The sequence below is a fragment of the Neorhizobium sp. R1-B genome (genome assembly GCF_004368875.1).
Taxonomy (GTDB): Bacteria; Pseudomonadota; Alphaproteobacteria; order Rhizobiales; family Rhizobiaceae; genus Neorhizobium; species Neorhizobium huautlense.
On sequence record NZ_SOEM01000003.1, the window covers coordinates 155,158 to 178,620 of the forward strand.

Here is a 23,463-nt window from a genome sequence, read left to right on the forward strand (position 1 = left end):
TCAGGCCTTTGTCGCCCGCTCTTCCAGTACCCTGTTCGCCGCTGATACGATCGCTTCGAGCGAGGCCGCGACGATGTTCTTGTTGATGCCGGCGCCGAACAGTTTTCCGCCCGGATGCTCCATTTCCACATAGGCGATCGCAGAAGCGTTGGAGCCGTGCTGCAGCGAATGTTCGGAGTAATCCGCGACCGACAGCTCGATCCCGAGATAGGTCGACAGCGCATGGATGAAGCCGTCGATCGGCCCGGTGCCCTTGCCCTCGATGCGCTTCACCTCGCCGCCGTCCGTGATCTCGGCGGCCACGACGCGCACGCCCTTGTGGTCGCTGCCGGCTGGATAGGTGTGATGGTCGACGAATTTCAGTCGAGCGTCCGGCTGTTCCACATAGCGCTCGATAAAACGCTCGTAGATGCGTCTCGAGGGAAGTTCCACGCCCTCTTCGTCGGTAATGCGCTGGATGTCCTCCCGGAATTCGACCTGGAGATTGCGCGGCAGATTGAGGCCGTAGTCTTCCTGCAGGATATAGGCGATGCCCCCCTTGCCGGACTGCGAGTTGATGCGGATGATCGCCTCATAGGAGCGGCCGACATCCCGTGGGTCGATCGGCAGATAAGGCACCTCCCAGACGGGGTGGTTCGCCACCTTGATCGCCTTCATGCCCTTGTTGATCGCATCCTGATGCGAGCCGGAGAACGCGGTATAGACCAGTTCACCGACGTAAGGGTGCCGTTCGGGGATCTTCATCTCGTTGGAATATTCGTAGACAGCCTTGATCCGCTCGATGTCGGAGCAGTCCAGCTCCGGGTCCACGCCCTGCGTGTACATGTTGAGCGCCAGGGTGACGATATCTACATTGCCGGTGCGCTCACCATTGCCGAACAGCGTGCCTTCCACCCGGTCGGCACCGGCCATCAGAGCGAGCTCGGTTGCGGCGATACCCGTGCCTCGATCGTTGTGGGGATGCAGCGAAACGATGACGTTCTCGCGGTTGTCGATATTGCGGCACATCCATTCGATCTGGTCGGCATATATGTTCGGTGTCGCCATCTCGACAGTGGACGGCAGGTTCAGGATCAGCTTGTTGTCCGCGGTCGGCTTGATGATGTCGATGATGGCATTCGAAATTTCGAGCGCGACCTCCAGTTCGGTGCCGGTGAAGCTTTCCGGAGAATATTCGAAGCGATAACCGCCGCCTGCCTTTTCCGCCATTTCCGTGATCATCTTCGCCGCATCGACCGCGATCTGCTTGATGCCGGCGACATCCTTGCCGAATACCACGCGCCGCTGCAGTTCCGAGGTCGAATTGTAGAAATGGATGATCGGCTTGTGTGCGCCCTCCAAAGCCTCGAAGGTGCGGGTGATCAGCTCCGGGCGGCACTGAACAAGCACCTGCAGCGAAACGTCTTCAGGCACGCCGCCCTCTTCCACGCACCAGCGTGCAAAATCGAAATCCGTCTGGGATGCGGATGGAAATCCGATTTCGATCTCCTTGAAGCCCATGTCCAGCAACAGCTTGAACATGCGCGCCTTGCGGTCGTGACCCATCGGGTTGACCAGCGACTGGTTGCCGTCGCGCAGGTCGACGGAACACCAGATCGGCGCCTTGGAAATCGTCTTGGAAGGCCAGGTCCGATCGGGAATATTGATCGCCGGATAAGGCCGGTATTTCACGGCTGCCTCCGGCATGCCCTGTTTTACGGTGTGGGTCTTGGCGTCCATGGTTTGAACTCTCTTCTCGCTTCACGCGTTGCTGTGGCGCCCGTTCCGGGAAAAGCCGTCAGCGATGCGGACCCTTAGGGTCTATTGTGGCCGATGTCTTGAATGTTCGTGAGAGGAGCTCTTGCGCCGGCAGGCTTTCGGCCGCCGGGCGCTCCTCAACGGACCCGGCAACCGCGCGTAAGGTCGAGGCTAAGAAGCGAGAAAAGCGCAAAAACCGTCGCCCCGGCCGCGGTGCGGCGGGTCGGCAAACGGTGGGACATGATTGCGCCTGTCATGGTCATGCCCGGATGTATAACCGCAGCCGAAAAGCGAGGCAAGTCCCTGCTCATCTTTTCGATGTATGCAGGAAATGCCGCAAACCCAACATCACGCCGCCTGCAACCAGGCCCCAGAAAGCCCCGGATATACCGGCAAACGATGTGCCGGAAGCGGTGACGAGAAAGGTGATTGCCGCAGCCTCGCGCGTGTCGGGCTCCTTGTAGGCGGCGAAAGCGGCGCTCGAAAAAGCCGCGACCAGCCCCAACCCCGCCACGGCCTGCAGCAGGATCGGCGGCGCCAGCGATACGAAAGCTATGATTCCTCCGGCAACCAAACCCAGGCCGATATAGCCGAAACCGCCCACGATCGCTGCCCAATAGCGCTTGTTCGGATCGGGATGGGCATCCTCGCTGGCGCACATGGCCGCCGTGATCGCGGCCATGTTGACCGGCACGCCGCCGACCAATCCACCGAGGATCGAAAATATGCCAGTCCCGGCAAAGAGCACGCCCGGCGGCGGCTCGTAATGGTGCACCTTGAGGATCGCGATGCCCGGAATATTCTGGGACGCCATGGTGACGATAAAGAGCGGTATCCCCACGGATACGATGCCGTTCCAGGTAAAGACGGGATTGATGAAGGTCAGATCCGGATGGATGGCGGCGCCGATCTGGGTAAAGACGTCCGGCGGCAATTCGACCCCGAAGATCAATACCAGTACGAGCGCGCCAAGCGCGGCCGGCACGGCCCAGAGCCGCCAGCGGGAAACCACCACCATCCAGGTCAGGACGATCGGCAGGCCGAGCGCCGGATTGAATGCGACGGCTTTTACCGGCGCCAGGCACAAGCTCAGCAGAATGCCGGCAAGCATCGCATTGGCGAGCGGCGCCGGGATCATCCGGATCGCACGGCCGAGCGGACGGAACAGGCCCGAAAGGATGATCAGCGCGCCACACACCACAAACGCTCCGACGACGGCGGGAAAGCCGCCCTCGATCGCGCTGATGCCGGACAGGAGCGCGGCGCCAGGAGTCGACCAGGCGATACTGATCGGCATGCGGAACCAGGAGGAGAAGACGACCGCCAGCACGCCCATCGCCACCGATTGCGCAAGCAGCGCCGAGGCGATCTCCGGTGCGCTGGCGCCCATGGCCTGCAGCCCCTGCATGATGACGGCGAACGAACTGATGAAGCCGACAAATGCAGTCAGCAGGCCCATCATCAGGGCGGAGATGGAAAAATCCTTGAGCATGCGGGCGGGACTCGTGAGCTCGAAAGCCGGCATGGAGCATCACTGCCACCGCCGAAGCAAGGTCTGTTGGCGGCAAAAAGGTACGGCGGTGAACAAACCTCGGGAAGGCCGTTCACGCACCCGGAGCGCCCTGCGGCCGCGATCCAGGCCGTCCAGTCGTTTGTGCGAATATTCGCATGCGTTGATACTTTCGAAGGAACTTGGCTGTAGCCTTGTCGAGGTATGTCCTCCTACCGCGCTCCATTGGAGAAACGGGCCAACGAGAGAAGCTTAGAGACCATCCATGACGGCATTGCCAGGTCGCCTTGCAGAGATTGACGTCGGAACTCACTCTCTCTTTTCGCGCGAACAGCTCTACTTCATCCTCTCGGCCATGCCGGACCCCTGTTTCATTCTGACGCGCAGCGGTCGTTATGCCGCTTTGTTCGGCGGCAAGGATACCCGTCATTACCATGACGGCAGCGGGCTCGTCGGCAAGAATGTTTATGACGTCCTGAGCTTCGAAAAGGCCAGTCGGTTTGTCCGCGAGATCGACAAGGCGCTGTCTTCGCGCTCCCTGCACATCGTCGAATACAGCCTTTCCGCCCGCGATGTCTTGGGAATGGACTCCGCTGGACCGGACCATCCGATCTGGTTCGAAGGACGCGTCCAGGCTCTGGACTTCCAGGTGGACGACGAGGACGCGGTCGTATGGGTGGCAAGCAACATCACCGAAAAGAACGCGATCGAGAACCAGCTGCGTCATCAAAGCGAAACCGATGCGCTGACCGGGCTTTTCAATCGCAGAAAACTGCTGGACGTCCTTCAGCTGAAATTCGAACTCTTCCGCGATGAGCACATCCCCACCTCGATACTGATGTTCGACATCGACAATTTCAAAACGGTCAACGATCAGCTGGGCCATGCGGTGGGCGATATGGTTCTGCAGGTGACTGCCAATGTCTGTCGCCAGGAATTGCGAAAGACGGATTTCGTGGCGCGTCTCGGCGGGGATGAATTCGTGATCGTGATGCCTGCTACCCGCAAGCAGCATGGCATTATCATCGCCAATAAGCTGCGGCAGCAGGTTGCGTCGAATCTTCAACGTGCAGTCGGACACAACGTGACGATCAGCGGCGGCTTGAGCGATTTTTCCGCGCTTGATGCATCTTCCGACGAGGCTCTCAAGCGGGCTGACGACGGCCTTTATCGATCCAAGCGCACCGGCAGGAACCGGATCAACTCCACCTGACGTCGGACGCCGGTGCTCGACCCGATCCCCATGGCAATCAAGAGTTTATGAGCAACAGTCTTTACCCTCTTCGGAAATCCGCATGATCCCACTGTCGCTCGCCTCGAAATCGAAATGGCTAAGGCCGCATTTCTACGGGCTTGGCTATTTCCTTCCCGCCCTGGTGGCTGCCGCAGCCGTGGTGATCGGGGTGGTTCGGGCAGATATCGAGAAGCATGAACAATTTCGCGTAGCGCAACAGGTCAAGGCGGCAGAGCAGCTCGCGCGGGTCGCATCGAGCCTGGAAACCAATGTCCGCGGCAACGTCAACCTGATCTATGGATTGATCGCAGCCGTCGCTGCAAACCCGAACATGACCCAGCCGCAGTTTTCGGCCTTGTCCGAGCGCATCTTCGGGGTTCCCTCCCAGCTTCGAAACATCGCGGCGGCGCCCGATCTCGTCGTCAAATTCGTCTATCCGGAACACGCGAACAAAAAAGCGATCGGCCTCGATTACCGAACCAATGAGCAGCAGAGGGGATCGGTGATGAGGGCCATCGAAAGACGGGCCCTGGTCATCACCGGCCCGGTGAACCTCGTTCAGGGCGGACAGGGACTGATCGCCCGATACCCCGTCTTTTCGCTTTCTAATGGCCGCTTCTGGGGCGTCATTTCGGCGGTTATCGACCTCCAAAGGCTTTATACCGACAGCAACGTCAACACGCCTCGCCAGAGCCTCGACATAGCGATCGCAAAGCGTCCCGTGCCGGGCAACGAAGATGTTTTCCTTGGCAATCGCGAAGTATTTTCGCAAGAACCGGTCAAGGCGCGGTTCGAGCTCGGACACGATACCTGGTATCTTGCCGCTGTACCGAAAGAAGGGTGGCAAGGTTCGCCGCCGGATATCGTCAGTTTTCGCATCACGGCCTTTCTGGTCGCGCTTTGCATCGCCGGGCCGCTGATCTGGGCGGGCCTGCTGATGAAACAGCGCCATCGCAACACGCTCACTCTGCAACAGCGCGAGGAGCAGCTCGAAACCCTGTCGCAGCGGCTGGAATTGGCCCTCGAAGCATCCGGCGTCGGTGTTTGGGAATACGAGCCATCGTCCAAAGCGCTCATTTGGGATCGGCGCATGCGCGAGCTTTATGACGTGCCGCAGGACAAAGAGACTTGCGAACATCGGGACTGGCGGGAGGCGATCCATCCCGATGATGTCCAGGCCGTAAACGAACAGCTCGCCAAGTCGATCCACGAGGATACAAGCCACGGCCTGGAATTCCGCGTGGTGTCGCGTGACGGAAAGATCCGTCATATCCGCGCTCACGGTGCCACATATGTTGCAGCAAGCGGGATCAAGCGGGTCGTTGGCGCCAACTGGGACGTCACCACGGACGTGACAATGAACGCCGAACTGCGGGAAGCAAAGGCTCGGGCGGAGCGGCAGAACGCCGAATTGCGGTCTGCGAGGCGGACGCTCGAGCACCAGTCTCTGCACGATGCGCTGACCGGCCTGCCCAACCGCCGGTTCCTCGACCAGTTCATGGCCGCCGAGGAAACTGCGAGCCAGGATGATCACAAGCTCGCCTTCATCCATATAGACCTCGATCGCTTCAAGGAGGTCAACGATACCTTCGGCCATGCGGCAGGCGATGCCGTTCTCAAGGAGGCCACGGCCCGCCTCCTCGATCTTATCGGGCACGACGAATTCGCCTCCCGCATCGGCGGCGACGAATTCGTTGTCGTTACCGGCGGAGCCGAGCCGCTCGCAAGGGCCCGCCATCTTGCACAATCGATCGTGACGGCGCTCTCAAGGCCGATGGATATCGGCGAGCACCAGTGCCGGATCGGCTGCAGCGCGGGTATCGCGTGCCAGACGAGGGCTGGTGAAGAGCTTGGCCAGTTGTTGATCAACGCCGATATCGCGCTCTATGAGGCCAAGAAGCTCGGCCGCAACCGGGTCGAACTGTTCTCCGAAAAGCTGCGCGCCGCCGCCGTGCTGACAAAGCGGCTGTCCGACGAGTTCCTGAGCGCGCTGGAGCAGGACCAGATCATTCCCTACTTCCAGCCCCAGTTCGACGCACATTCGCTGGCAATCGTCGGCGTCGAGGCGCTCGCCCGCTGGCAGCATCCGACCCGGGGCCTGCTGACGCCCGATAAATTCCTCCACATCGCCGAAAATCTGCACAAGGCGGCCGACATGGACGCGACCATTCTCGATCGGGCGCTCTTCCAGACGACCTGGTGGCGAACCCTCGGGATCGACGTTCCGCATCTGTCGGTCAATATCTCCGCCCAGAGACTGAAGGACGAGCGGCTCTTCAAGCGGGTGACGGAACTGTCATTCACCCCCGGAACGCTCTCCTTCGAGCTTCTGGAATCGATTTCGTTCGAGGATCAGGACAAGGAACTGAAGGCCGCCATCCTCAATTTGAAAGCTCTCGGAATAGACATCGAAATCGACGATTTCGGAACCGGCCATGCTTCTATCGTCAGCCTGCTCGAACTCGGCCCGAAGAGGTTGAAGATCGACCGCAAGCTCATCGCCCCGCTGGAATCCGGCTCCCAGCGGCAGCTCGTCGCATCGATTATCGAGATCGGCCGCTCTCAAGGCATCGAGATCGTCGCAGAAGGGGTCGAGACCCCGGCTCATATCGAAATACTGCGCAGCCTCGGTTGTCAGATCCTCCAGGGATACGCATTCGCAAAACCGATGTCGTCGGCGGACTTTATCGCCTTCGCGCAAAACTGGCAGAGCGACCGGCCCGCATCGTTCCCTCCCGCCCTGGTTCGGTCGGCTTAAACCCGGTGCCGGCCGCGGGATGTACTGGATGCGGATAAAACCGTCGTCCTCGCCTGCCGATACCTATTGACCTGGCCCCTGGGTCCGCTCCGATAAAAGCTGCGGCCAACAACCGGCGAGGTGATTCTTGATGACGTCCGCACACTATCTGAGCCCCTCCGAAGCCTCCGAACGGCTTGGGATATCCCAGAAGGCGCTCCGTCTTTATGAACAGCGTGGGCTTGTCACGCCCGTCCGCACCGCCGCCGGATGGCGCACCTATGGCCCTGTCCAGATGACCCGCATCGCCGAGATCGCAGCCCTGAGGGCGCTGGGCCTCAGTCTTGCGCAGATAGCCCGGGTCCTGAAGGGCAACCGCAGGATCTTGAGCCTGTGCTTGCCGCGCATCATGCGAGGCTTAAGCTCGAGGCGCGCCGCGTCACGGAGACAATCGAGCGGGTCCGGACCCTGCGCGCGGAGCTGGCGGATGGTCGTCCGCCGGGAACCGAGAGCCTGATACGGCTGGCGCAGCCGGCCGGTGATCCCGTCGTGAGCTTCGACCTTCCCTGGCCTTGGGGTGGTGAACGGTTCGAACTGCGCGACATCAGGCGTCTCAACTACATCATCGGACCGCTCGGCAGCGGCAAGACGCGGCTCGCCAGGGAGATTGCGAAACGCCTGCCCGGCGCGCTTTTTCTCGATCTAGACCGGGCCGGTGACGATGCTTCGGAACTAAACCGCCAGCTTTCCGCCGATGAGGAATTGAGAGCTCGCGTCGATCTGGTGCTCGCCTGGCTCGCCGAGGATGGGGCTACGCCCTCCCCCGACCTCACCGTTCTTCTCGCCGCATTGGAAGCAGAGGGCCCACGCGTCCTGGTCATAGACATGATCGAACAGGGCCTCGACCGGGCCACGCAGGAAGCGTTGATTGCCTACCTGCGCTATCGAACACCTGCCCAAAGGCCACTCTTCATGCTGACCCGCTCCTCCGCGATCCTCGACCTCGCGCTCGTTGGACCGGACGAGGCGATTCTGCTCTGCCCAGCCAACCACAGCCCGCCGAGGAGAGTCGCTCCCTATCCGGGCGCTCCAGGTTACGAAGCGGTCGCCACCTGTCTTGCCCCTCCCGAGGTGCGCGCCCGTACCGAAGGCCTCATCGCCTGGCGCCCGGCGGCGATGCACGAAGCCCCTCAATGAACAGATCGAGCGCCCGGCGCATCGCATCCTCCGGTGGCCGGGAAACCTTCCATTCCGGGAAATGCCCGTCGATATACATCCGCGCCAATCCGTAGACGAGGGCGCGGGCCGAAAGCATGACGTCCTCGACGTCGAGCGACGCTTTCATCCGCCCCTCGTCCTTGGCCCGCCGAATGATGTCCGCAAGCTGTAGCCGCAATGCCTCGTTCACTGCCACCAGAGTTTCCGAGCCGTGGAAGTCGATCAGCGTACGCGAACTGACGATCTGGAAATGTGTCGGGTTCAGCCGGGCCCAATCGATGTAACCCATGCCCATCGCCCGAAGCTGTTCCATGGGATCGTCCTGCGCAAGCACCGACAGCGCCTGCCCGACCGAACCGGCCAGGCGTTGGATCGCCTGCTCGGCCACCGCCGTCAGCAAGGCGGCTTTGCTGCTGAAGTGACGAAAAGGAGCGCCCGGCGAAACGCCGGCATTTTTCGCGACCTCACGCACCGAGAGATTGTCGACGCCCTTTTCCTCCACGATCGCGATAGCCGCCGCCACCAACGCTTCGACCAGATTTCCGTGGTGATAGGTCCCTCGGGGGACCTTGGCGTCTTTGGTGTTCGGCATGTTTCTCTTCAAACTGTATCGTGATCACGCAACCTTAGCACGGCATCACTTTTTTGTAATCACTGATTATATCCCTTGCTCACTGGCTCAAGGCATGTAATCACTGCTTACATGTTTAAACCTTGGGAGGCTGCCGACATGGCATTGAATGGCTGGCGACTGGTCGCATCCGTCGCATGTGTATTATTCCTTCTGCTGGCTGTTGCCGCCGGATCGACGACCGCCACCACCGAGGGCGCGCGGATGGTCATCCGGTGGACCGCACGCCTCTCCCTCATCCTCTTCCTCATGGCCTTCACGGCCTCGGCATGGGTGAAGCTGGTGCCGGGGGCATACACCATCTGGCAGCGCCGCAATCGGCGTTACCTCGGACTTTCCTTCGCCCTCTCGCATTTCGTGCATCTCGGGGCGATCCTGCTCCTGGCATCGGTCGATCCGGACCTGTTCTGGAAATTGACCAACCCCGTCACGATCCTGACCGGAAGCCTCGCCTATCTCTTCATCGCCGCCATGGCCGCAAGTTCGTTCGATCGGATTGTTGCGGCGATGGGCGACAGGCTCTGGCACGGCGTGCACGGTTTCGGCGCCTGGTATATCTGGATTTCCTTCGTCTTCACCTTCGGAAAACGGGCCGTCATGGACACCGCTTATCTTCCCGCCATGGTGCTCATCGCCGCGGCACTGTCTGTCAGACTGCTCGCCTATTTCAAGGCGCGCCGGATCGGCGTTGCGGGCTAGCACCGGCACTCGCGGCAAAGCCGGATAAGAAAAAGCCCCGCCGGCTTCTGCTGGCGGGGCTTTGCTTTGGGTTCGACCGCTCAGATTTCGCTCTGAGAGGTGACGATTTTGGAAACCAGGCCATAAGCGACGGCCTCTTCGGCACCGAGCCAGTAGTCGCGATCGATATCCTTGGCGATCTTCTCTTCCGGCTGACCGGTAGCCTTGGAGAAGATCTTGATCAGCCGCTCGTTCATCTTGATGATTTCGCGAGCCTGGATTTCGATGTCGGAAGCCATGCCGCGCGTCCCGCCGGACGGTTGGTGCAACAGGAAACGGGTGTTCGGCAGAGCGATGCGGCGCTCCTTGGGAGCGGCGACATAGATCAGGGCGCCAGCTGAGGCCACCCAGCCTGTGCCGATCATCCAGACCTTCGGCTTGATGAACTTGATCATGTCGTGGACCGAGTCGCCGGACTCGACGTGCCCGCCGGGCGAATTCACGTAGATCCGAATGTCCTCGTCGCTGGCCGCGGAGAGCGCCACGAGCTGGGTGCAGACCTTCTGCGCCAATTCCTGTGTGATCGGCCCGTAGATGAAGATCGAACGCGACTTGAAAAGATTCGCCTCCGTTTCCTTGCCGAGCGGCAGTTCCTTCGTCTTGTCTTCGTTGTCGTCTTCGTCGTTCATTACGGTCTCCTGGATGGATTCTGATACGGGACATAATGCGTTCGCGGCCGTAAAACAATGGAGACGAAGTCTAAGAAGCAACCTTCCACGGACTAAGGTGAATGACGTAGGCTGCATTCCGCCCGATCCGCGATTGACAATGGACAGTGCGCCGCCGCTTGCCTATCCTTCGATCTCATTTCACACGATCACGATTTCGAGGGGACCCGAATGCTGAAACGCCTTTTACTCGCCACCGCTATTCTTGCGGCTTTTTCCGCCCCGGCCTTCGCCCATCTTGACCCGACGGAGCACGGTTCGTTTTTGGCCGGCGTGTCGCACCCGTTTTTTGGTCTCGATCACATCCTCGCCATGGTGGCTGTTGGCCTCTGGGCCGCACAGATCGGCGGCAAGGCTCTTTGGACGGTGCCCGCAGCATTCGTCGGCACCATGGCGCTGGGCTTTGGCGCATCCCTGACCGGGCTTGCCCTGCCCTTCGTCGAGCCGGCGATCCTCGCCTCGGTGATCTGCCTCGGCCTTCTGGTATCGATGGCCGTGAAAGTCCCCGCATCGGTGTCTGCGGCCGTCGTTGCCGTCTTCGCGCTCTTCCACGGTTTTGCCCATGGCGGCGAGCTTGGCTCGGCTGGAGCGTTGCAGTTCGGCTCTGGATTTGCTGTTGCAACCGCAGCGCTTCACGCCGCCGGTATCGAGCTCGGCCACGGCATTTCCCGCTTCGCCCCGGCATTGACGCGCGTCGCCGGCGCCGCGACCGCGCTTGTCGGCCTGTCGCTGGCCTTTGGCTAAAGTTACAGAGAATTAAGAAAGCGTCGGCTTTAAACGCCCCAAACCGAACCTAACTCCTTGTGAGAACTATTTGCTCGCAAGGAGTAAGATCATGTCCCCGGAAGAACGCCAGATCCTGACCTCCCTGTTCGACCGCGTTCGAACCGCGTCCTCCACCCCGAGGGATCGCGAGGCCGAGATCTTCATCGAACAGGCGAGCCGCGAACAGCCCTATGCCACTTACTATCTGGCCCAGGCGGTGGTGGTTCAGGAAAAGGGTCTGGAAGCGGCGGCCAATCGGATCAGGGAACTTGAAGAACGGGTCCGCCAGCTGGAGGCGGGCGAAAGCGAACACCATCGCGCCGAGCAGGGCGGCGGCTTCCTCAGCTCCATTTTCGGATCGAGCCAGCCGCAGCAACCCGCTCCGGCTTCCTCATCCGGCCCATGGAACGCGGCCCCTCGCCAGACCTACCGCACAAACCGCGAGGGTGACGATGGCTATCGGGCCGCATCATCCCAGTCTGCTTTCCCCGGTCCATGGGCGCAGCAAGCCTCTGCGCCATCGGCCGGCGGCAGCTTTCTGCGGGGAGCTCTCGGCACGGCTGCGGGTGTGGCGGGCGGCATGCTGCTTGCCAATTCATTGTCCGGAATCTTCGGCCATCATATGTCGTCGCTCGGATGGGGCTCGCCCTCGGAAGGCACCAATCCCTTCGGCAATGCTCCGACGGAGGAAACCACCGTCAACAACTACTTCGGCGACGACGCGATCCGCGAGGCTTCGGACAACCGTGGTGCGGCCGGAGCGGCCGACAATTCGAACGATGCGCTTCAGCAGGCTGATTACGGCAACGACGACTTTGCCGATGACCAGCCGGACTTCGACAACAGCGACTTCGGCACCGACGACAGCTCGATGGACGTGTGAGCGAGGCGAATTTCCGGCGCCAAATCCCGGCGCGCTCGTCGCTGCAATCGATCCACTGGATCGATTGCCGGCTTCGCCGGCTCGTTCCTCACCCGCGCCCGCGATAGGTCGGGACGCCCTGTTCCGGCAGCCAGACACCGGCCGGCGCCTCGCCGGTCTGCCAAAAGACGTCGATCGGAATGCCGCCGCGGGGGTACCAATAAGCCCCTATCCGCAGCCATTTCGGCTGCAGGAGGTCGACGATCCGCCGGGCAATATAGATCGAGCAATCCTCGTGGAAAGCGCCATGGTTGCGGAAGGAATGCAGGAACAATTTGAGCGACTTCGACTCGACCAGAAAGCCGTCCGGAATATAGTCGATGACGATATGGGCGAAATCCGGCTGCCCGGTCATCGGGCAGAGCGACGTGAATTCCGGCGCCGTGAACCGCACCACGTAGTCCGTGCCTTGGTTGCCGTTCGGCACTTTTTCCAGGACCGCAGCCTCCGGGCTTTGAGGGGTGCTGACATTGGCTCCGAGCTGGGAAAGCCCGCTTACATCCGTCATCGTCATTTCACTGTTCCTTCAATTTCTACTTTCTGTCCATGGGGGCGCTCGTCTTCGGGCTCCACATGGATCGCCAATGTGGCGCCCGGAATAATCGCTTTGATCGCATCTTCCAAGCGGTCGCAGATGTGATGAGCCTCACCGACACTCATTCCGGCCGTCACGACCAGGTGGAAATCGATGAAAGCGGCCGCCCCTGCGCGCCGGGATTTCAGGTCGTGCACGCCGAGCGCGCCTTCCGAATGCGTGGTGATCGCCTCGCGCACCGCCGCCTCTTCGTCCGGCTCAAGCGCCCGGTCCATCAGACCGCCGAGCGAATTGGAAATCACCTTGTAGCCCTGCCAGAGGATGTTGACGGCGACGACGATGGCGAGCAGCGGATCCAGGATCGCGTAACCCGTCCAGACGGCGAGGATAAGGCCGATGAAGACGCCGGCCGAGGTCACCACATCCGACATGATGTGATGGCCGTCCGCGGCCAATGCCGGTGAGCGATGCGACTTGCCGGTCCGTATCAGAATGGTCGCCCAGCCGGCATTGATGACGCCGGCTAGTCCGTTGATCGCCAGGCCGAGCACCGGGGCATCCGGCAGTCTCGGTTCAAAAAGCGCTCCCCATGCCTCCTGGATGATCAAAAGCGCCGCAACGACGATCAGCACGCCCTCGACGACAGCCGAGAGATACTCCGCCTTGTAGTGTCCGAACTGATGGTCCTGGTCCGCCGGCCGTCGAGCGTAGCGAATGACGAAATAGGCGATGAAGGCTGCAACGACATTCACGGTCGATTCCAGCCCGTCCGACAGCAGCGCCACCGATCCGGTCACCCACCAGGCGAGCATTTTCAGCCCCATGACACCGAAGGAGATCGGAATGCCCCAGAAGGCAAGCCGCTCCACCACCGGATCAACCTTGACCGCCACCATCGTCGTTTCCTCATGCGCATGCGAATGATTTGCAGGAGCCGAGCCCCAAAACGCCGAAACCGCCGGCGCGACATTATCGCTCGGCGGTTTCGATTGGCGGGGTGTATGACTCAGGTGGAGGGCTTTGTCAAAGGAGACATCGCAGCAGCCGGACGGAATGTACTCTCATGGCAGCGTCACGCGGAGTATCACTCGATGATACCTAATTCATACCCGCACCTCGGTCAGCGCCTGACCCTTATCCGAAAATCACTGCCATCTGGATCGCGTCGATAAACCGCCCATCGATCTTCACCGCATCGCGGGCCACGCCCTCCCGCACGAAACCCACTTTTTCGTAAAGTGCGATGGCGCGCGGATTGTCCGCATGCACGTGCAGTTCGACACGATGGAGGCCGCTCCCCCGCGCAAGATCCAGCGCCGCCGTGATCAGCCGCCTGCCGAGCCCCTTGTCGCGATAGCCGGGGATGATGCCCATGCCGAGCGCTCCGCAATGGGCATGCGTCTCCCGGGCATTGCGGCGAATGTCGCACCAGCCGACCACTTTGCCGTCCACCATGGCGACGACTTGCGGATGACCGCCTTTAATCATGTCCTGCACGAAGGCACGCGTCGCTTCAAGCGGCGGCGCCTCCAGGAAGGTCAGGTACTTGCGCTCGCGGGATACGGTATCGAGAGCCTCGTGAAAGCTCTCGATATGGTCCTCACGGATGCGTTCAATCGCGAGGGTTTCCGTCACCTCACGCAGCCTTGGTCTCGCGCTTGCGCGAAAGATGCGCCACCACGTTCTCGATCATCCGCATGCCGGCATCGCCGCCGAGTGTCATGATCGATTCCGGATGGAACTGCACGGCGGCGATCGGCTCCTTCACATGCTCGATGCCCATGATCGTGCCGTCTTCGCTTTCGGCGGTGATCATAAAATTCGGATCGAGCGTCTTCGGATCGGCGAAGATCGAGTGGTAGCGGCCGACCGTCACCTCGCGCGCCAGGCCGGAAAAGACGATGCCGGGCTCCAGCACGCGGATGCGCGACGGCTTGCCGTGCATCGGAAGCGCCAGATGCCTGAGTTCGCCGCCATAGGCTTCGGCAAGCGCCTGCAGGCCGAGGCAGACGCCGAAGATTGGCAGGTTCTTCGCCCGCGCCGTCTTGATCGTCGCCTTGCAGTCGAAGTCCTTCGGGTTGCCAGGCCCGGGCGAGAGCACCACGAGATCCGGATCGAAGCGGTCGAACACTTCTTCCGGTACCGGGGTGCGCACGGTCGAGACTTCCGCTCCCGTCTGGCGGAAATAGTTGGCGAGCGTGTGGACGAAGCTGTCCTCGTGGTCGACCAGCAGGATTTTCACACCCTGCCCCACCCGCGCCACGTCGCGGCCGACCTTGGCCGTATTGCCGGCGCGCGCATCGCGGATCGCGGCGAGCATGGCCGATGCTTTCAATTCCGTCTCGGCCTCTTCCTCATGGGGATCGCTGTCATTCAAAAGAGTGGCTCCCGCTCTTACTTCTGCAATGCCGTCCTTCACGCGGATCGTCCTGAGCGTCAGGCCGGTATTCATGTCGCCATTAAATCCGACCATGCCGATCGCGCCACCATACCAGGCGCGCGGGCTCTTCTCATGGTTCTCGATAAACCGCATCGCCCAGAGTTTCGGTGCCCCGGTGACCGTCACCGCCCAGGCGTGGCTGAGGAAGCCGTCGAATGCGTCCATGTCCGGCCGAAGACGGCCTTCGATATGGTCGACTGTGTGGATCAGCCGCGAATACATCTCGATCTGCCGGCGGCCGATCACCTTCACCGACCCCGGCTCGCAAACGCGCGACTTGTCGTTGCGGTCGACATCCGAGCACATGGTGAGCTCAGATTCGTCCTTCTTGGAATTCAGGAGCTTCAGGATCTGCTCGCTGTCGGCGATCGGATCTTCGCCGCGTTTGATCGTGCCCGAGATCGGGCAGGTTTCGATACGCCGGCCGGACACGCGGACGAACATTTCCGGCGAGGCGCCGATCAGATATTCCTGATGGCCGAGATTGATGAAGAAGGAATAAGGCGACGGGTTGATCGCCTTCAGCCGATTGGAAATCTCCGACGGCTTCGAGTCGCAGCGCTCCATGAATTTCTGACCCGGCACGACCTCGAAAAGGTCGCCGCGGCGGAAGCTCTCCTTCGCCTTGGTTACCAGTTCGGCATATTCGCCCGGCTTGTGATCGCCCTTCGGCGGCATTGCCGTCGTTCGCTGGAAGGGTTCAGGCGCAATCTCCCCCGACTTGCCCTCGGTGGTCACACTGTCCTTGGAAAAGTCATAGCGATCGATCCAGGCCTTGGCCGAATAGTGATCCACGACAAGGATCTCGTCGGGGAGGAAGAGCACCATGTCGCGCTGGTCTTCGGGCCGCTGCATGGAAAGCTTGATGGCGTCGAACTGGAAGGCGAGATCGTAACCGAAAGCGCCGAACAGGCCGATCGCCGCATCCGCTTCGGAATAGAAGAGATCGACAACAGCACGAAGCACGGTAAACACCGTCGGCATCTTCGAGCGCTCTTCCTCCGTGAAGATACGGTTCGGCTCGTTGACGGTGAGGTCCAGCCGGCGGGCGGTCTGTTGCCCGAGCGTCAGGTCGGAAACCGTCTTCAGTTTCTCCGCGACAAAACCAAGAAGCACCTCGCCACGACCGTTATAGGCCTCGATCCACACCTTGCGGCCATGGGAGGAGATGCCGAGCGGCGGATCGACGATCGCCGTATCCCAACGAGTATAACGGCCGGGATATTCATAGTTGGAGGAGAAGACCGCGCCGCGCCGCTCGTCGAGCTTGTCGACATAGCTCGAGATCGCATTGGCATATTCTGCCGCCCGCCGCTGCCGGCTGACCGCGATCCCCCCCTTGGTCTCGTAGACCTCCGAACCGTCATCCCGAATGATCGTCACCATTTTCCTGCCTCTCCGATCGTATTGCCCGACCCCTCAAGCGGCCAATAAAAAAGCCGCCTCGGTACTCGGGCGGCTTTGCGTCTTGTCGATGGACATGACTGGTCAAGGCCGCGCGAAGCGTGCCCACCACCAGTTGCCGATGTTCATCAAAATCGTCATGGACGGAATTGTTACCGTGGGTCGCGGTTGTGCGCAAGCGAATTTCTTGCGCCAGCAATGCGACCAAAACCGGAGGATCGACGTTTATCATCCCCCGGGGATTCAAGAGGGACAAGGCATGAAGTATTCGTGGATCGCAGTTCTGGCAGGCCTGCCCCTGATCATAGGCGCCGGATTGCCGCTCGATCGACCAATACCGCGGTCGCAGCCTGCCGATGTGCAGGAAGTGAGCTTCCTCGATCGCCTCTTGCAGGACGGCAGGCCCAAACGTGCATCCTCGAATCAACGCCGGGGGTCTTCGTCGCGCGGACGCAACACGATCCCGAACCCCCCGGCACTGGCCAGCGTCCCCGTGCCGATTCCGAAGCCCGCCCCAGACGCAACAACGCAAGCCGGGAGCCCGCCCGACGGACCTCAACAGGCCGACGGCGCCCCCAGCAAACCGCCCGCTTCGGAAACACCGCCACCCGCGGCGCAGAACCAGACAAGCCAAGGCCCAGACAGCCCGCCGGCCACCACGCCCGTGGCGGAACCGCCTCTCGTCGAGCAGCCCGGCACCGCCACCAAACCTCCATACGAAGCCGAAGTCCCAAAGCCCCTCGCAAAACCTGACGACATCGCGCCTGCGACGCCGGACGAGAAAAACGCGGAAAAACCGGACGAGGCCAATCCTGATGGCAAGGAAGAGGAGGAGGACAAGGCCGAGACGCCGCCACCTCCCCCGCCCCCGCCGCTCATCAAGGAAAATCCGGAGGAGCTGAAAGTCTGCCTTGCCGAACTCTCCGCGCTTGGCACGAAATTCGAACCCGCCACCCCTATCGACGACGGCAAGGGTTGCGGCATCGAACAACCGATCAAGGTCGCGGAAGTCTTGCCGGGCGTCGAGCTCGGCGGTTCGGTCATGCGCTGCAAGACAGCGGTCACCATGGCGCACTGGCTAAAGGATACCGTCCAGCCGGCTATGAACATCGCCATGCCGGGACGAAAGATCACCGGCATCGTGCCCGGCTCCACCTATGCCTGCCGGTTGAGAAACGGCGCCTCGACCGGTAAGATATCCGAACACGCCCGCGGCAACGGTATCGACGTCGCCGCCTTCAGGCTCGACAACGGCGAGATGATGGAAATGAAGCCGCGCGAAGAGGATTCGACGCTCGAAGGCGCCTTCCAGCGCACCGCCACCGCCGGCGCCTGCCTACATTTCACCACCGTCCTGTCGCCAGGCAGTGACGCCGCCCACCAAAACCACCTGCATCTCGACGTGATGGAGCGGGAGAACGGGTATCGGTATTGTCGGTAGCCGTCTGCAGCCTGTCGCGCCACAGCTTTTTATCAGCCATCCGGGGCAGATAGCACCTAACCTTTCGCGTTTGCCTGTCGATAGACTGTGACCATTAGCCAGATTGCCGAAAGCAGGAAATAGAACGCGCCGAAGCCCGCATATGGAACGATGTCGAAGATCGTCGGCTGAGCGGCACCGAGGGCCTGCGTAATCATGAAGCCGCCGGCCAAGGTCGACTGCGCGCCGCTCAGGATCATCACCCACTGCGCGCCATAGGACCGCCACCGCCGCACCCCGGTAAAGAGTTGCAACAGACCCGACAGAATTGCCCAGACACCGAAGACTGCCAGGACCGCGTGCGTATTATTCATCGCCGCCAGAATCACGGCCACGGTCGTGATCGTGCTGACGGCGACGTTCAGCGCCTGGGGGAAGTTCGTTTTCAGACCGCCGTTCGATCGGGCATCGACCAGGTTGGCGACGGCGTCCCACGCCGGATAGATCACGAACAATGCTGAGACCAGGGCTGAATGACCGCCCGATAGAATGGCTGCAGCAATCCAGGCGACGGAAAAGAGCGCCCGTGTGAAATAGTAGGACCGCAACCACCGCGGCTGGGGCGACGTTTGATTTTGCATGACAGTCTCCTTATTCATCTACCTACTAGTAGGAAGGTAAATTTAGGAAGTCAACCCATTCGGGGGAATGTTTGAAATCGAGCGCAAAGAGAGCCGACTTGACAGCCTCCCTACCAGGAGGTAGGCCATTGCATGGAACTAACGACCTCGGAAAAGATACTCGAAAAGGCCCAGGCGCTGGTTGTGGCGGGCGGCTATAACGGCTTCAGCTATGCGGACATCTCGGATGCGATCGGCATCCGGAAGGCAAGCATACACCACCACTTTCCCACCAAGGCCGAACTGGTCGCCGTCATGGTCGATCGTTACACGCAACAGGCACAGAGCGGCTTGAAGTCTCTCAGCCAGCAGATCCCCGACCCCGCAGAACAGCTGCAAGCTTATCTGGGCTACTGGCAAAAGTGTGTCCTCGATGCCTCGCAATCCTTCTGCGTCTGCGCGATGCTCGCCGGAGAGATGCAGATGCTGCCCGAGGCCGTCGCATCCCGTGTCCGCGCCCATTTCCGCAACCTGGCGGGGTGGCTGGCATCCGTCTTAAAAGCCGGCGCGGATCAGGGCCTGTTTCGATTGGACAATACGCCGGAAGAAGAAGCGCAGATTCTGATGGCCTCGGTTCATGGAGCGATGCTCTCTGCGCGAGCTCTCGGTGACCCCAACCTTTTCCTTGCCATCGTCAGCCCGCAGATTGTCAGGCTGCAGACATAGGATTGTGGAGCCCCACTGGAATGCCGGGCTGCGTCACAAACCTCAGAACAACCCCTCCACATATCCCGCCTCATTGAGGAAGATCCGCTCTGCCGAAGGGATCTTCGGGAGCCCCGGCATCGTCATGATCTCACCTGTAATCGCCACCACGAAGCCGGCGCCGGCCGACAGGCGCACCTCGCGCACGTCCACCACATGTCCTTCCGGCGCCCCGCGCAGGTTGGGGTCGGTCGAGAAGGAATATTGCGTTTTCGCCATGCAGATCGGCAGGTAGCCATAACCCTGCCCCTCCCATGCCTTGAGCTGGTCGCGCACACCCTTGTCGGCGGTCACCTCCCCGGCGTGATAGATCTTCGACGCGATGATCTCTATCTTCTCCATCAGCGGCAGGTTGTCGGGATAAAGCGGCTGAAATTTCGCCTGGCCGCCTTCGGCAAGCTCCACCACCTTCTGAGCCAGCTCCTCGATACCGGCAGAGCCCTCCGCCCAATGCCGGCAGAGGATTGCGTCCGCCCCGTGCCGCGCCACATAGTCCTTCACCGCCGCCACCTCGGCATCCGTATCCGAGGTGAAGTGATTGATCGCAACCACGACCGGCACGCCGAACTTGCGCACATTGGCGATGTGACGCCCGAGATTGGAACAACCGCGCTTCAGCGCCTCGACGTCTTCACGCCCGAGGTCGTCCTTGCGCACGCCGCCGTTCATCTTGAGCGCCCGGACGGTGGCGACGATCACTGCGGCATCCGGCGTGAGCCCCGCCTTGCGGCATTTGATGTCGAAGAATTTTTCGGCGCCGAGATCTGCCCCGAAGCCAGCTTCGGTCACCACATAATCGCCGAGCTTCAGCGCCGTCCTTGTGGCAATCACCGAATTGCAGCCATGGGCGATATTGGCGAAAGGCCCGCCATGCACGAAGGCCGGATTGTTTTCGAGCGTCTGAACCAGGTTCGGCTGCATGGCGTCCTTCAGGAGCACCGTCATCGCCTTGTCCGCCTTGAGGTCGCGGGCAAAAACCGGCGACCGGTCGAAGCGATAACCGATCACGATGTTGCCGAGGCGCTTTTCGAGATCCTCGAGGTCGGCGGCAAGGCAAAGGATCGCCATCACCTCCGAGGCGACGGTAATGTCGAACCCGCTCTCGCGGGGAAAACCGTTGGCGACGCCGCCGAGCGAGGCGACCACCTGCCGCAAAGCCCGGTCGTTCATGTCCATTACCCGCCGCCAGGTGATCCGGCGCACGTCGATATTTTCCGCATTTCCCCAGTAGATATGATTGTCGATCATCGCCGAGAGGAGGTTATGGGCCGAGGTGATCGCATGAAAATCGCCCGTAAAATGGAGGTTGATGTCCTCCATCGGCACCACCTGCGCATAACCGCCACCGGCAGCCCCGCCCTTGGTGCCGAAACAGGGCCCGAGCGAAGGCTCGCGAACGCAGATCACGGCTTTTTTGCCGATCCGGTTGAGACCGTCCCCAAGACCGACCGTGGTGGTGGTCTTGCCTTCGCCCGCAGGCGTCGGATTGATCGCAGTCACGAGAATGAGCTTGCCATCCGGGCGCTTCGATAGGGACCTGATGAAGTCGGCACTCACCTTGGCCTTGTCGATGCCATAGGGCGCCAAGGCATCGGCCGGGATCGCCAGCCCCGCTCCGATCTCCGCAATAGGTTTCTTCCTCGCGGCACGCGCAATTTCTATGTCCGACTTGACGGCTGTCATACCACTCTCCCCGTTCCCCGCGGCTCGCACCGTCCGCTCCCTTATGAATAGCCAAGGAAAGGTAGTGAGGGAATGGGAGCAATGGCCTGTGTCGAGGTGAGAAAAGGGAGCGGTACGAGTGCTCGCACCGCCCCCGAGGCGCCCCCGCCCTGTGTTGCGGTCAGAACCGCTGCGTCAGCGAGATCTTAAACGTCCGGCCGGGCTCGGAATAGAATTCGCGGGCTTGGGCGGAGCCGTTCTGCCTTACGGTTGAATAGTCGTAGTACGTCCGATCAAATACGTTATAAATTCCGGCGTTTATCCTCAGCCCCTTGACCTGCTCGGGCTCCCACCACGCGGTCAGATCCGCGATGGCATAGCCCGGCGTCCTGAAATACGTTCCGCCTTTGCCATCATCGGCGCGCGACGATTGAACACCGATCACATCGACCCCGACACCCCATGCTTCGGTATCGTAGCCAACGCTTGCGACGGCCTTCAAAGGCGGAACCGAACGCAGGAACGTATGATTTTCGAGATCGTTTCCGCGAGCCGCCGCAAGGCCGCCGCCAATTCTGAACCCATTGTCGAAATACTTATGGAAGCTCGCCTCGATCCCGAATATCTCGGCGGTGGCAATGTTCTGAAAACCTGTAACGCCGAACGGGAAATCAGCTGGGTTATAGCCTGCTGCAATCGTTTCAGCCGCAGTGAAGCTGCGTGTGTCGATGAAGTTCCTGTAACGGTTGTAGAATAGGTTGATGCGACCGCCCAACCTTTCGTCGCCCAGATTTGCGCCGACTTCGAACCCGTGACTGGTTTCCGATTCCAGATTTGGATTGCCGAGGCGCAAGTAGGTCCCAGGTCCCCCGAACACGCTATAGAGCTCTCCGGCCGTCGGAGCGCGAAAGCCCATTGCCCACTGCGCGAAGAGTTCGACATCCTTGTTCACCTCGTAGCCGAGGCGCAGCTTCGGAGACAGCGCCCAGTCCTCGAAGCCGTCCGGCAGTGCGGGGTTGCTGGCGTTGTTGTCATACGCGGAAGTCATCTTCGGCGCATGGCGAACCCAGTCGAAGCGTATCCCGGGTGTCAGGGTGAAAGCGGAATTTTCCAAACCGATCTCGTCGTCGAGATAGAAGCCGATACGGCTCGTCTCGACCTTCGGTGTGTCGGCCTGGTTGGTGTGCAGGTTGGCGCAGGCAGAGAAGCCCGGCGGATAAACTCCGGGAGATATCTCCGGCGGGCAATTGTCGTAACCGGAGGAATATTGTTCCGAGGTGATGCGCGCCAGATCGAAACCGAAGGTGAGCCGATGGCTGAGAGCACCCGCATCGATATTCTTTTCCAGCGCGCCGACCAGGCCGAAGCTATCTTGTTCATAGTCATTGCGTCGGCCGATCGGTCCGGTCACCGAGGTTGAGCGGATTCCGTCATAGCCGTCGACGGTCTTCTGGTTCATGTAATAGAGGGAGGCCCAGGCTCTGTCGATCGGGCTGTCGTCGCTCTGGGACTCGTACTTGTAATCGAGCGAAATGCGGTCGCGGTCCGCGTCCTTGATCGTCGTGTAATTGCCGGCCCGGTAGTTCCCCGTTGCCGTCTGCATGGTGCGCTGGTCGGTCTCGCGGTCCCGGCGGAAGCGCTCTGCGGTTAGCCCGAAGGTATGCCCTCCGTCGAATTCGTGTCGCAGTTTGAAGAGCAGGTTATATTGATCATAGTCCGACGGATTGGCTTCCGTGCGTGCCGTGCTTAACGCGTCGACATCGCCATTTGTCTTCCGCTCCTGTCCCTTCTTATATCCGCCCTGGAAAAGGATTGAGCTGTTTTCGATTTTCTTCGCGATGCCGAGCGAGCCGAAGCCGCTACTGTCGGCGCTGTCATAGCCGGTGCGTGCTATACCGCCCCAATCTCGCCCCTCGCTGATGAGGTCTTCCGGCTCCAGCGTCCTGAGGCCAAGGACACCGCCAAGCGCGCCCGGACCGGCTCGACTGGAATCGGCGCCGCGGACGACATCGACCCCCGAAAGCGAACCGAAATCGAAAGCATCGACGCCGCCGGTCGCGCTACGCGTAACGTCGTCGATGAACGGCGTCGGGATGCCGTCCACCGTCGTCAGCACGCGGTTTCCTTCAAGACCGCGGATGTTGATGGCGCCGGTCGTGCGATTGAAATTTACTCCCGGTTCCACCACCCGGCCAATATCCTCAACGTTGGTGATCTGCTTGTTTTCTATCTGCTCCCGCGTGGTTTGGGTCGCCAGAGGCGTGTCCGCCACGCCCCCCGGTTGCGCAACTCTTTTGCCCTTGAGCGTAATCGGCCGCAGCGTGGTGTCCGACCGCGCGGCCTCTTGCGCCGCAGCGCTCGGCCCGAGGGAAAACACAGCAAGTGCGGTGCAAGTAAGCAGGATCGATTGCGTCTGCCGGCGTGTCATGACAGTCCTTTCACACAGGCGCATCGACC

The 23,463-nt window shown here is 61.0% G+C and carries 19 protein-coding genes and 1 pseudogene; 9 read left to right on the forward strand and 11 right to left on the reverse strand.

The annotated features are described in order from the left end of the window. Together leuA and EDE05_RS05760 are read right to left on the reverse strand one after the other, a co-directional pair. Entirely contained in the window at positions 1-1,719 is a 1,719-nt protein-coding gene (leuA, locus tag EDE05_RS05755; RefSeq protein ID WP_132409089.1) for a 2-isopropylmalate synthase, read from the reverse strand. Positions 1,720-2,044: 325 nt separating this feature from the next. Continuing rightward, positions 2,045-3,229, reverse strand: coding sequence for a benzoate/H(+) symporter BenE family transporter (locus EDE05_RS05760; RefSeq protein ID WP_132409091.1), 1,185 nt, complete (start codon positions 3,227-3,229; stop codon positions 2,045-2,047). Between the two features lie 283 nt (positions 3,230-3,512). On the opposite strand from EDE05_RS05760, the gene EDE05_RS05765 reads away from it, so the two are divergent. The 4 genes and pseudogenes from EDE05_RS05765 to EDE05_RS05775 all read left to right on the forward strand — a co-directional run bounded on the left by EDE05_RS05765 (position 3,513) and on the right by EDE05_RS05775 (position 8,415). Further along, a complete protein-coding gene (locus tag EDE05_RS05765; RefSeq protein ID WP_132409093.1) occupies positions 3,513-4,460 on the forward strand; it encodes a diguanylate cyclase in 948 nt (315 codons plus the stop codon). An 82-nt stretch (positions 4,461-4,542) separates the two neighbouring features. Beyond that, positions 4,543-7,239 (forward strand): EAL domain-containing protein, encoded by a 2,697-nt coding sequence (locus EDE05_RS05770; protein WP_132409095.1) that lies wholly within the window; start codon positions 4,543-4,545, stop codon positions 7,237-7,239. A gap of 130 nt (positions 7,240-7,369) precedes the next feature. Next, positions 7,370-7,531: pseudogene (locus EDE05_RS27155) on the forward strand (MerR family transcriptional regulator); the annotation flags it as partial. 80 nt (positions 7,532-7,611) lie between these two features. Beyond that, on the forward strand, positions 7,612-8,415 hold the full coding sequence (locus EDE05_RS05775; RefSeq protein ID WP_245505076.1) for an ATP-binding protein: 804 nt from the start codon (positions 7,612-7,614) through the stop codon (positions 8,413-8,415). Here the strand turns inward: EDE05_RS05775 and EDE05_RS05780 are convergent. Continuing rightward, positions 8,372-9,028: a TetR/AcrR family transcriptional regulator gene (locus tag EDE05_RS05780; RefSeq protein WP_132409097.1), complete on the reverse strand. Its 657-nt coding sequence runs from the start codon at positions 9,026-9,028 to the stop codon at positions 8,372-8,374. The two genes, EDE05_RS05775 and EDE05_RS05780, sit on opposite strands and share 44 nt — an antisense overlap. Positions 9,029-9,166: 138 nt before the next feature. On the opposite strand from EDE05_RS05780, the gene EDE05_RS05785 reads away from it, so the two are divergent. Continuing rightward, positions 9,167-9,766 carry a hypothetical protein gene (locus EDE05_RS05785; RefSeq protein WP_112800897.1) on the forward strand — a complete coding sequence of 200 codons (600 nt, stop codon included), beginning with the start codon at positions 9,167-9,169 and terminating at the stop codon, positions 9,764-9,766. 80 nt (positions 9,767-9,846) lie between these two features. On the opposite strand, the gene EDE05_RS05790 is transcribed toward EDE05_RS05785, so the two are convergent. Further along, the gene (locus EDE05_RS05790; protein ID WP_105370325.1) at positions 9,847-10,434 is read right to left on the reverse strand and encodes an ATP-dependent Clp protease proteolytic subunit; all 588 of its coding nucleotides are present in this window, start codon (positions 10,432-10,434) and stop codon (positions 9,847-9,849) included. A 210-nt stretch (positions 10,435-10,644) separates the two neighbouring features. Between EDE05_RS05790 and EDE05_RS05795 the strand changes: the two genes are divergently transcribed. Both EDE05_RS05795 and EDE05_RS05800 read left to right on the forward strand, forming a co-directional pair. Beyond that, complete coding sequence (locus tag EDE05_RS05795) at positions 10,645-11,217, forward strand: HupE/UreJ family protein (protein ID WP_134100571.1); 573 nt, start codon at positions 10,645-10,647, stop codon at positions 11,215-11,217. Positions 11,218-11,308: 91 nt separating this feature from the next. Then, the gene (locus EDE05_RS05800) at positions 11,309-12,121 is read left to right on the forward strand and encodes a DUF2076 domain-containing protein (protein ID WP_112800894.1); all 813 of its coding nucleotides are present in this window, start codon (positions 11,309-11,311) and stop codon (positions 12,119-12,121) included. 88 nt (positions 12,122-12,209) lie between these two features. On the opposite strand, the gene queF is transcribed toward EDE05_RS05800, so the two are convergent. The 4 genes from queF to EDE05_RS05820 form a co-directional block, all read right to left on the reverse strand. Next, positions 12,210-12,674 carry a preQ(1) synthase gene (gene queF / locus EDE05_RS05805; protein WP_105370328.1) on the reverse strand — a complete coding sequence of 155 codons (465 nt, stop codon included), beginning with the start codon at positions 12,672-12,674 and terminating at the stop codon, positions 12,210-12,212. Next, positions 12,671-13,591, reverse strand: a complete 921-nt coding sequence (locus EDE05_RS05810; RefSeq protein WP_132409101.1) for a cation diffusion facilitator family transporter — start codon at positions 13,589-13,591, stop codon at positions 12,671-12,673. Before EDE05_RS05810 ends, queF begins: the two co-directional genes overlap by 4 nt. Positions 13,592-13,829: 238 nt before the next feature. After that, entirely contained in the window at positions 13,830-14,339 is a 510-nt protein-coding gene (locus EDE05_RS05815; protein WP_134100574.1) for a GNAT family N-acetyltransferase, read from the reverse strand. Further along, the gene (locus EDE05_RS05820; RefSeq protein ID WP_132409103.1) at positions 14,332-16,521 is read right to left on the reverse strand and encodes an anthranilate synthase; all 2,190 of its coding nucleotides are present in this window, start codon (positions 16,519-16,521) and stop codon (positions 14,332-14,334) included. The genes EDE05_RS05815 and EDE05_RS05820 overlap by 8 nt, the downstream gene beginning before the upstream one ends. Positions 16,522-16,798: 277 nt before the next feature. Here EDE05_RS05820 and EDE05_RS05825 point away from each other — a divergent pair, with 277 nt between their 5' ends. Further along, entirely contained in the window at positions 16,799-17,980 is a 1,182-nt protein-coding gene (locus EDE05_RS05825) for an extensin family protein (RefSeq protein WP_165924110.1), read from the forward strand. A gap of 56 nt (positions 17,981-18,036) precedes the next feature. Here the strand turns inward: EDE05_RS05825 and EDE05_RS05830 are convergent, their stop codons facing one another. Beyond that, a complete protein-coding gene (locus EDE05_RS05830) occupies positions 18,037-18,600 on the reverse strand; it encodes a DUF308 domain-containing protein (RefSeq protein WP_132409107.1) in 564 nt (187 codons plus the stop codon). 132 nt (positions 18,601-18,732) lie between these two features. On the opposite strand from EDE05_RS05830, the gene EDE05_RS05835 reads away from it, so the two are divergent. Beyond that, positions 18,733-19,305, forward strand: coding sequence for a TetR/AcrR family transcriptional regulator (locus EDE05_RS05835; protein ID WP_132409109.1), 573 nt, complete (start codon positions 18,733-18,735; stop codon positions 19,303-19,305). Positions 19,306-19,347: 42 nt separating this feature from the next. Here EDE05_RS05835 and EDE05_RS05840 read toward each other — a convergent pair whose 3' ends face one another. Beyond that, positions 19,348-21,027, reverse strand: coding sequence for a formate--tetrahydrofolate ligase (locus EDE05_RS05840; protein ID WP_132409111.1), 1,680 nt, complete (start codon positions 21,025-21,027; stop codon positions 19,348-19,350). Positions 21,028-21,187: 160 nt separating this feature from the next. Next, complete coding sequence (locus EDE05_RS05845; protein ID WP_132409113.1) at positions 21,188-23,434, reverse strand: TonB-dependent hemoglobin/transferrin/lactoferrin family receptor; 2,247 nt, start codon at positions 23,432-23,434, stop codon at positions 21,188-21,190. Between the last annotated feature and the right edge of the window lie 29 nt (positions 23,435-23,463).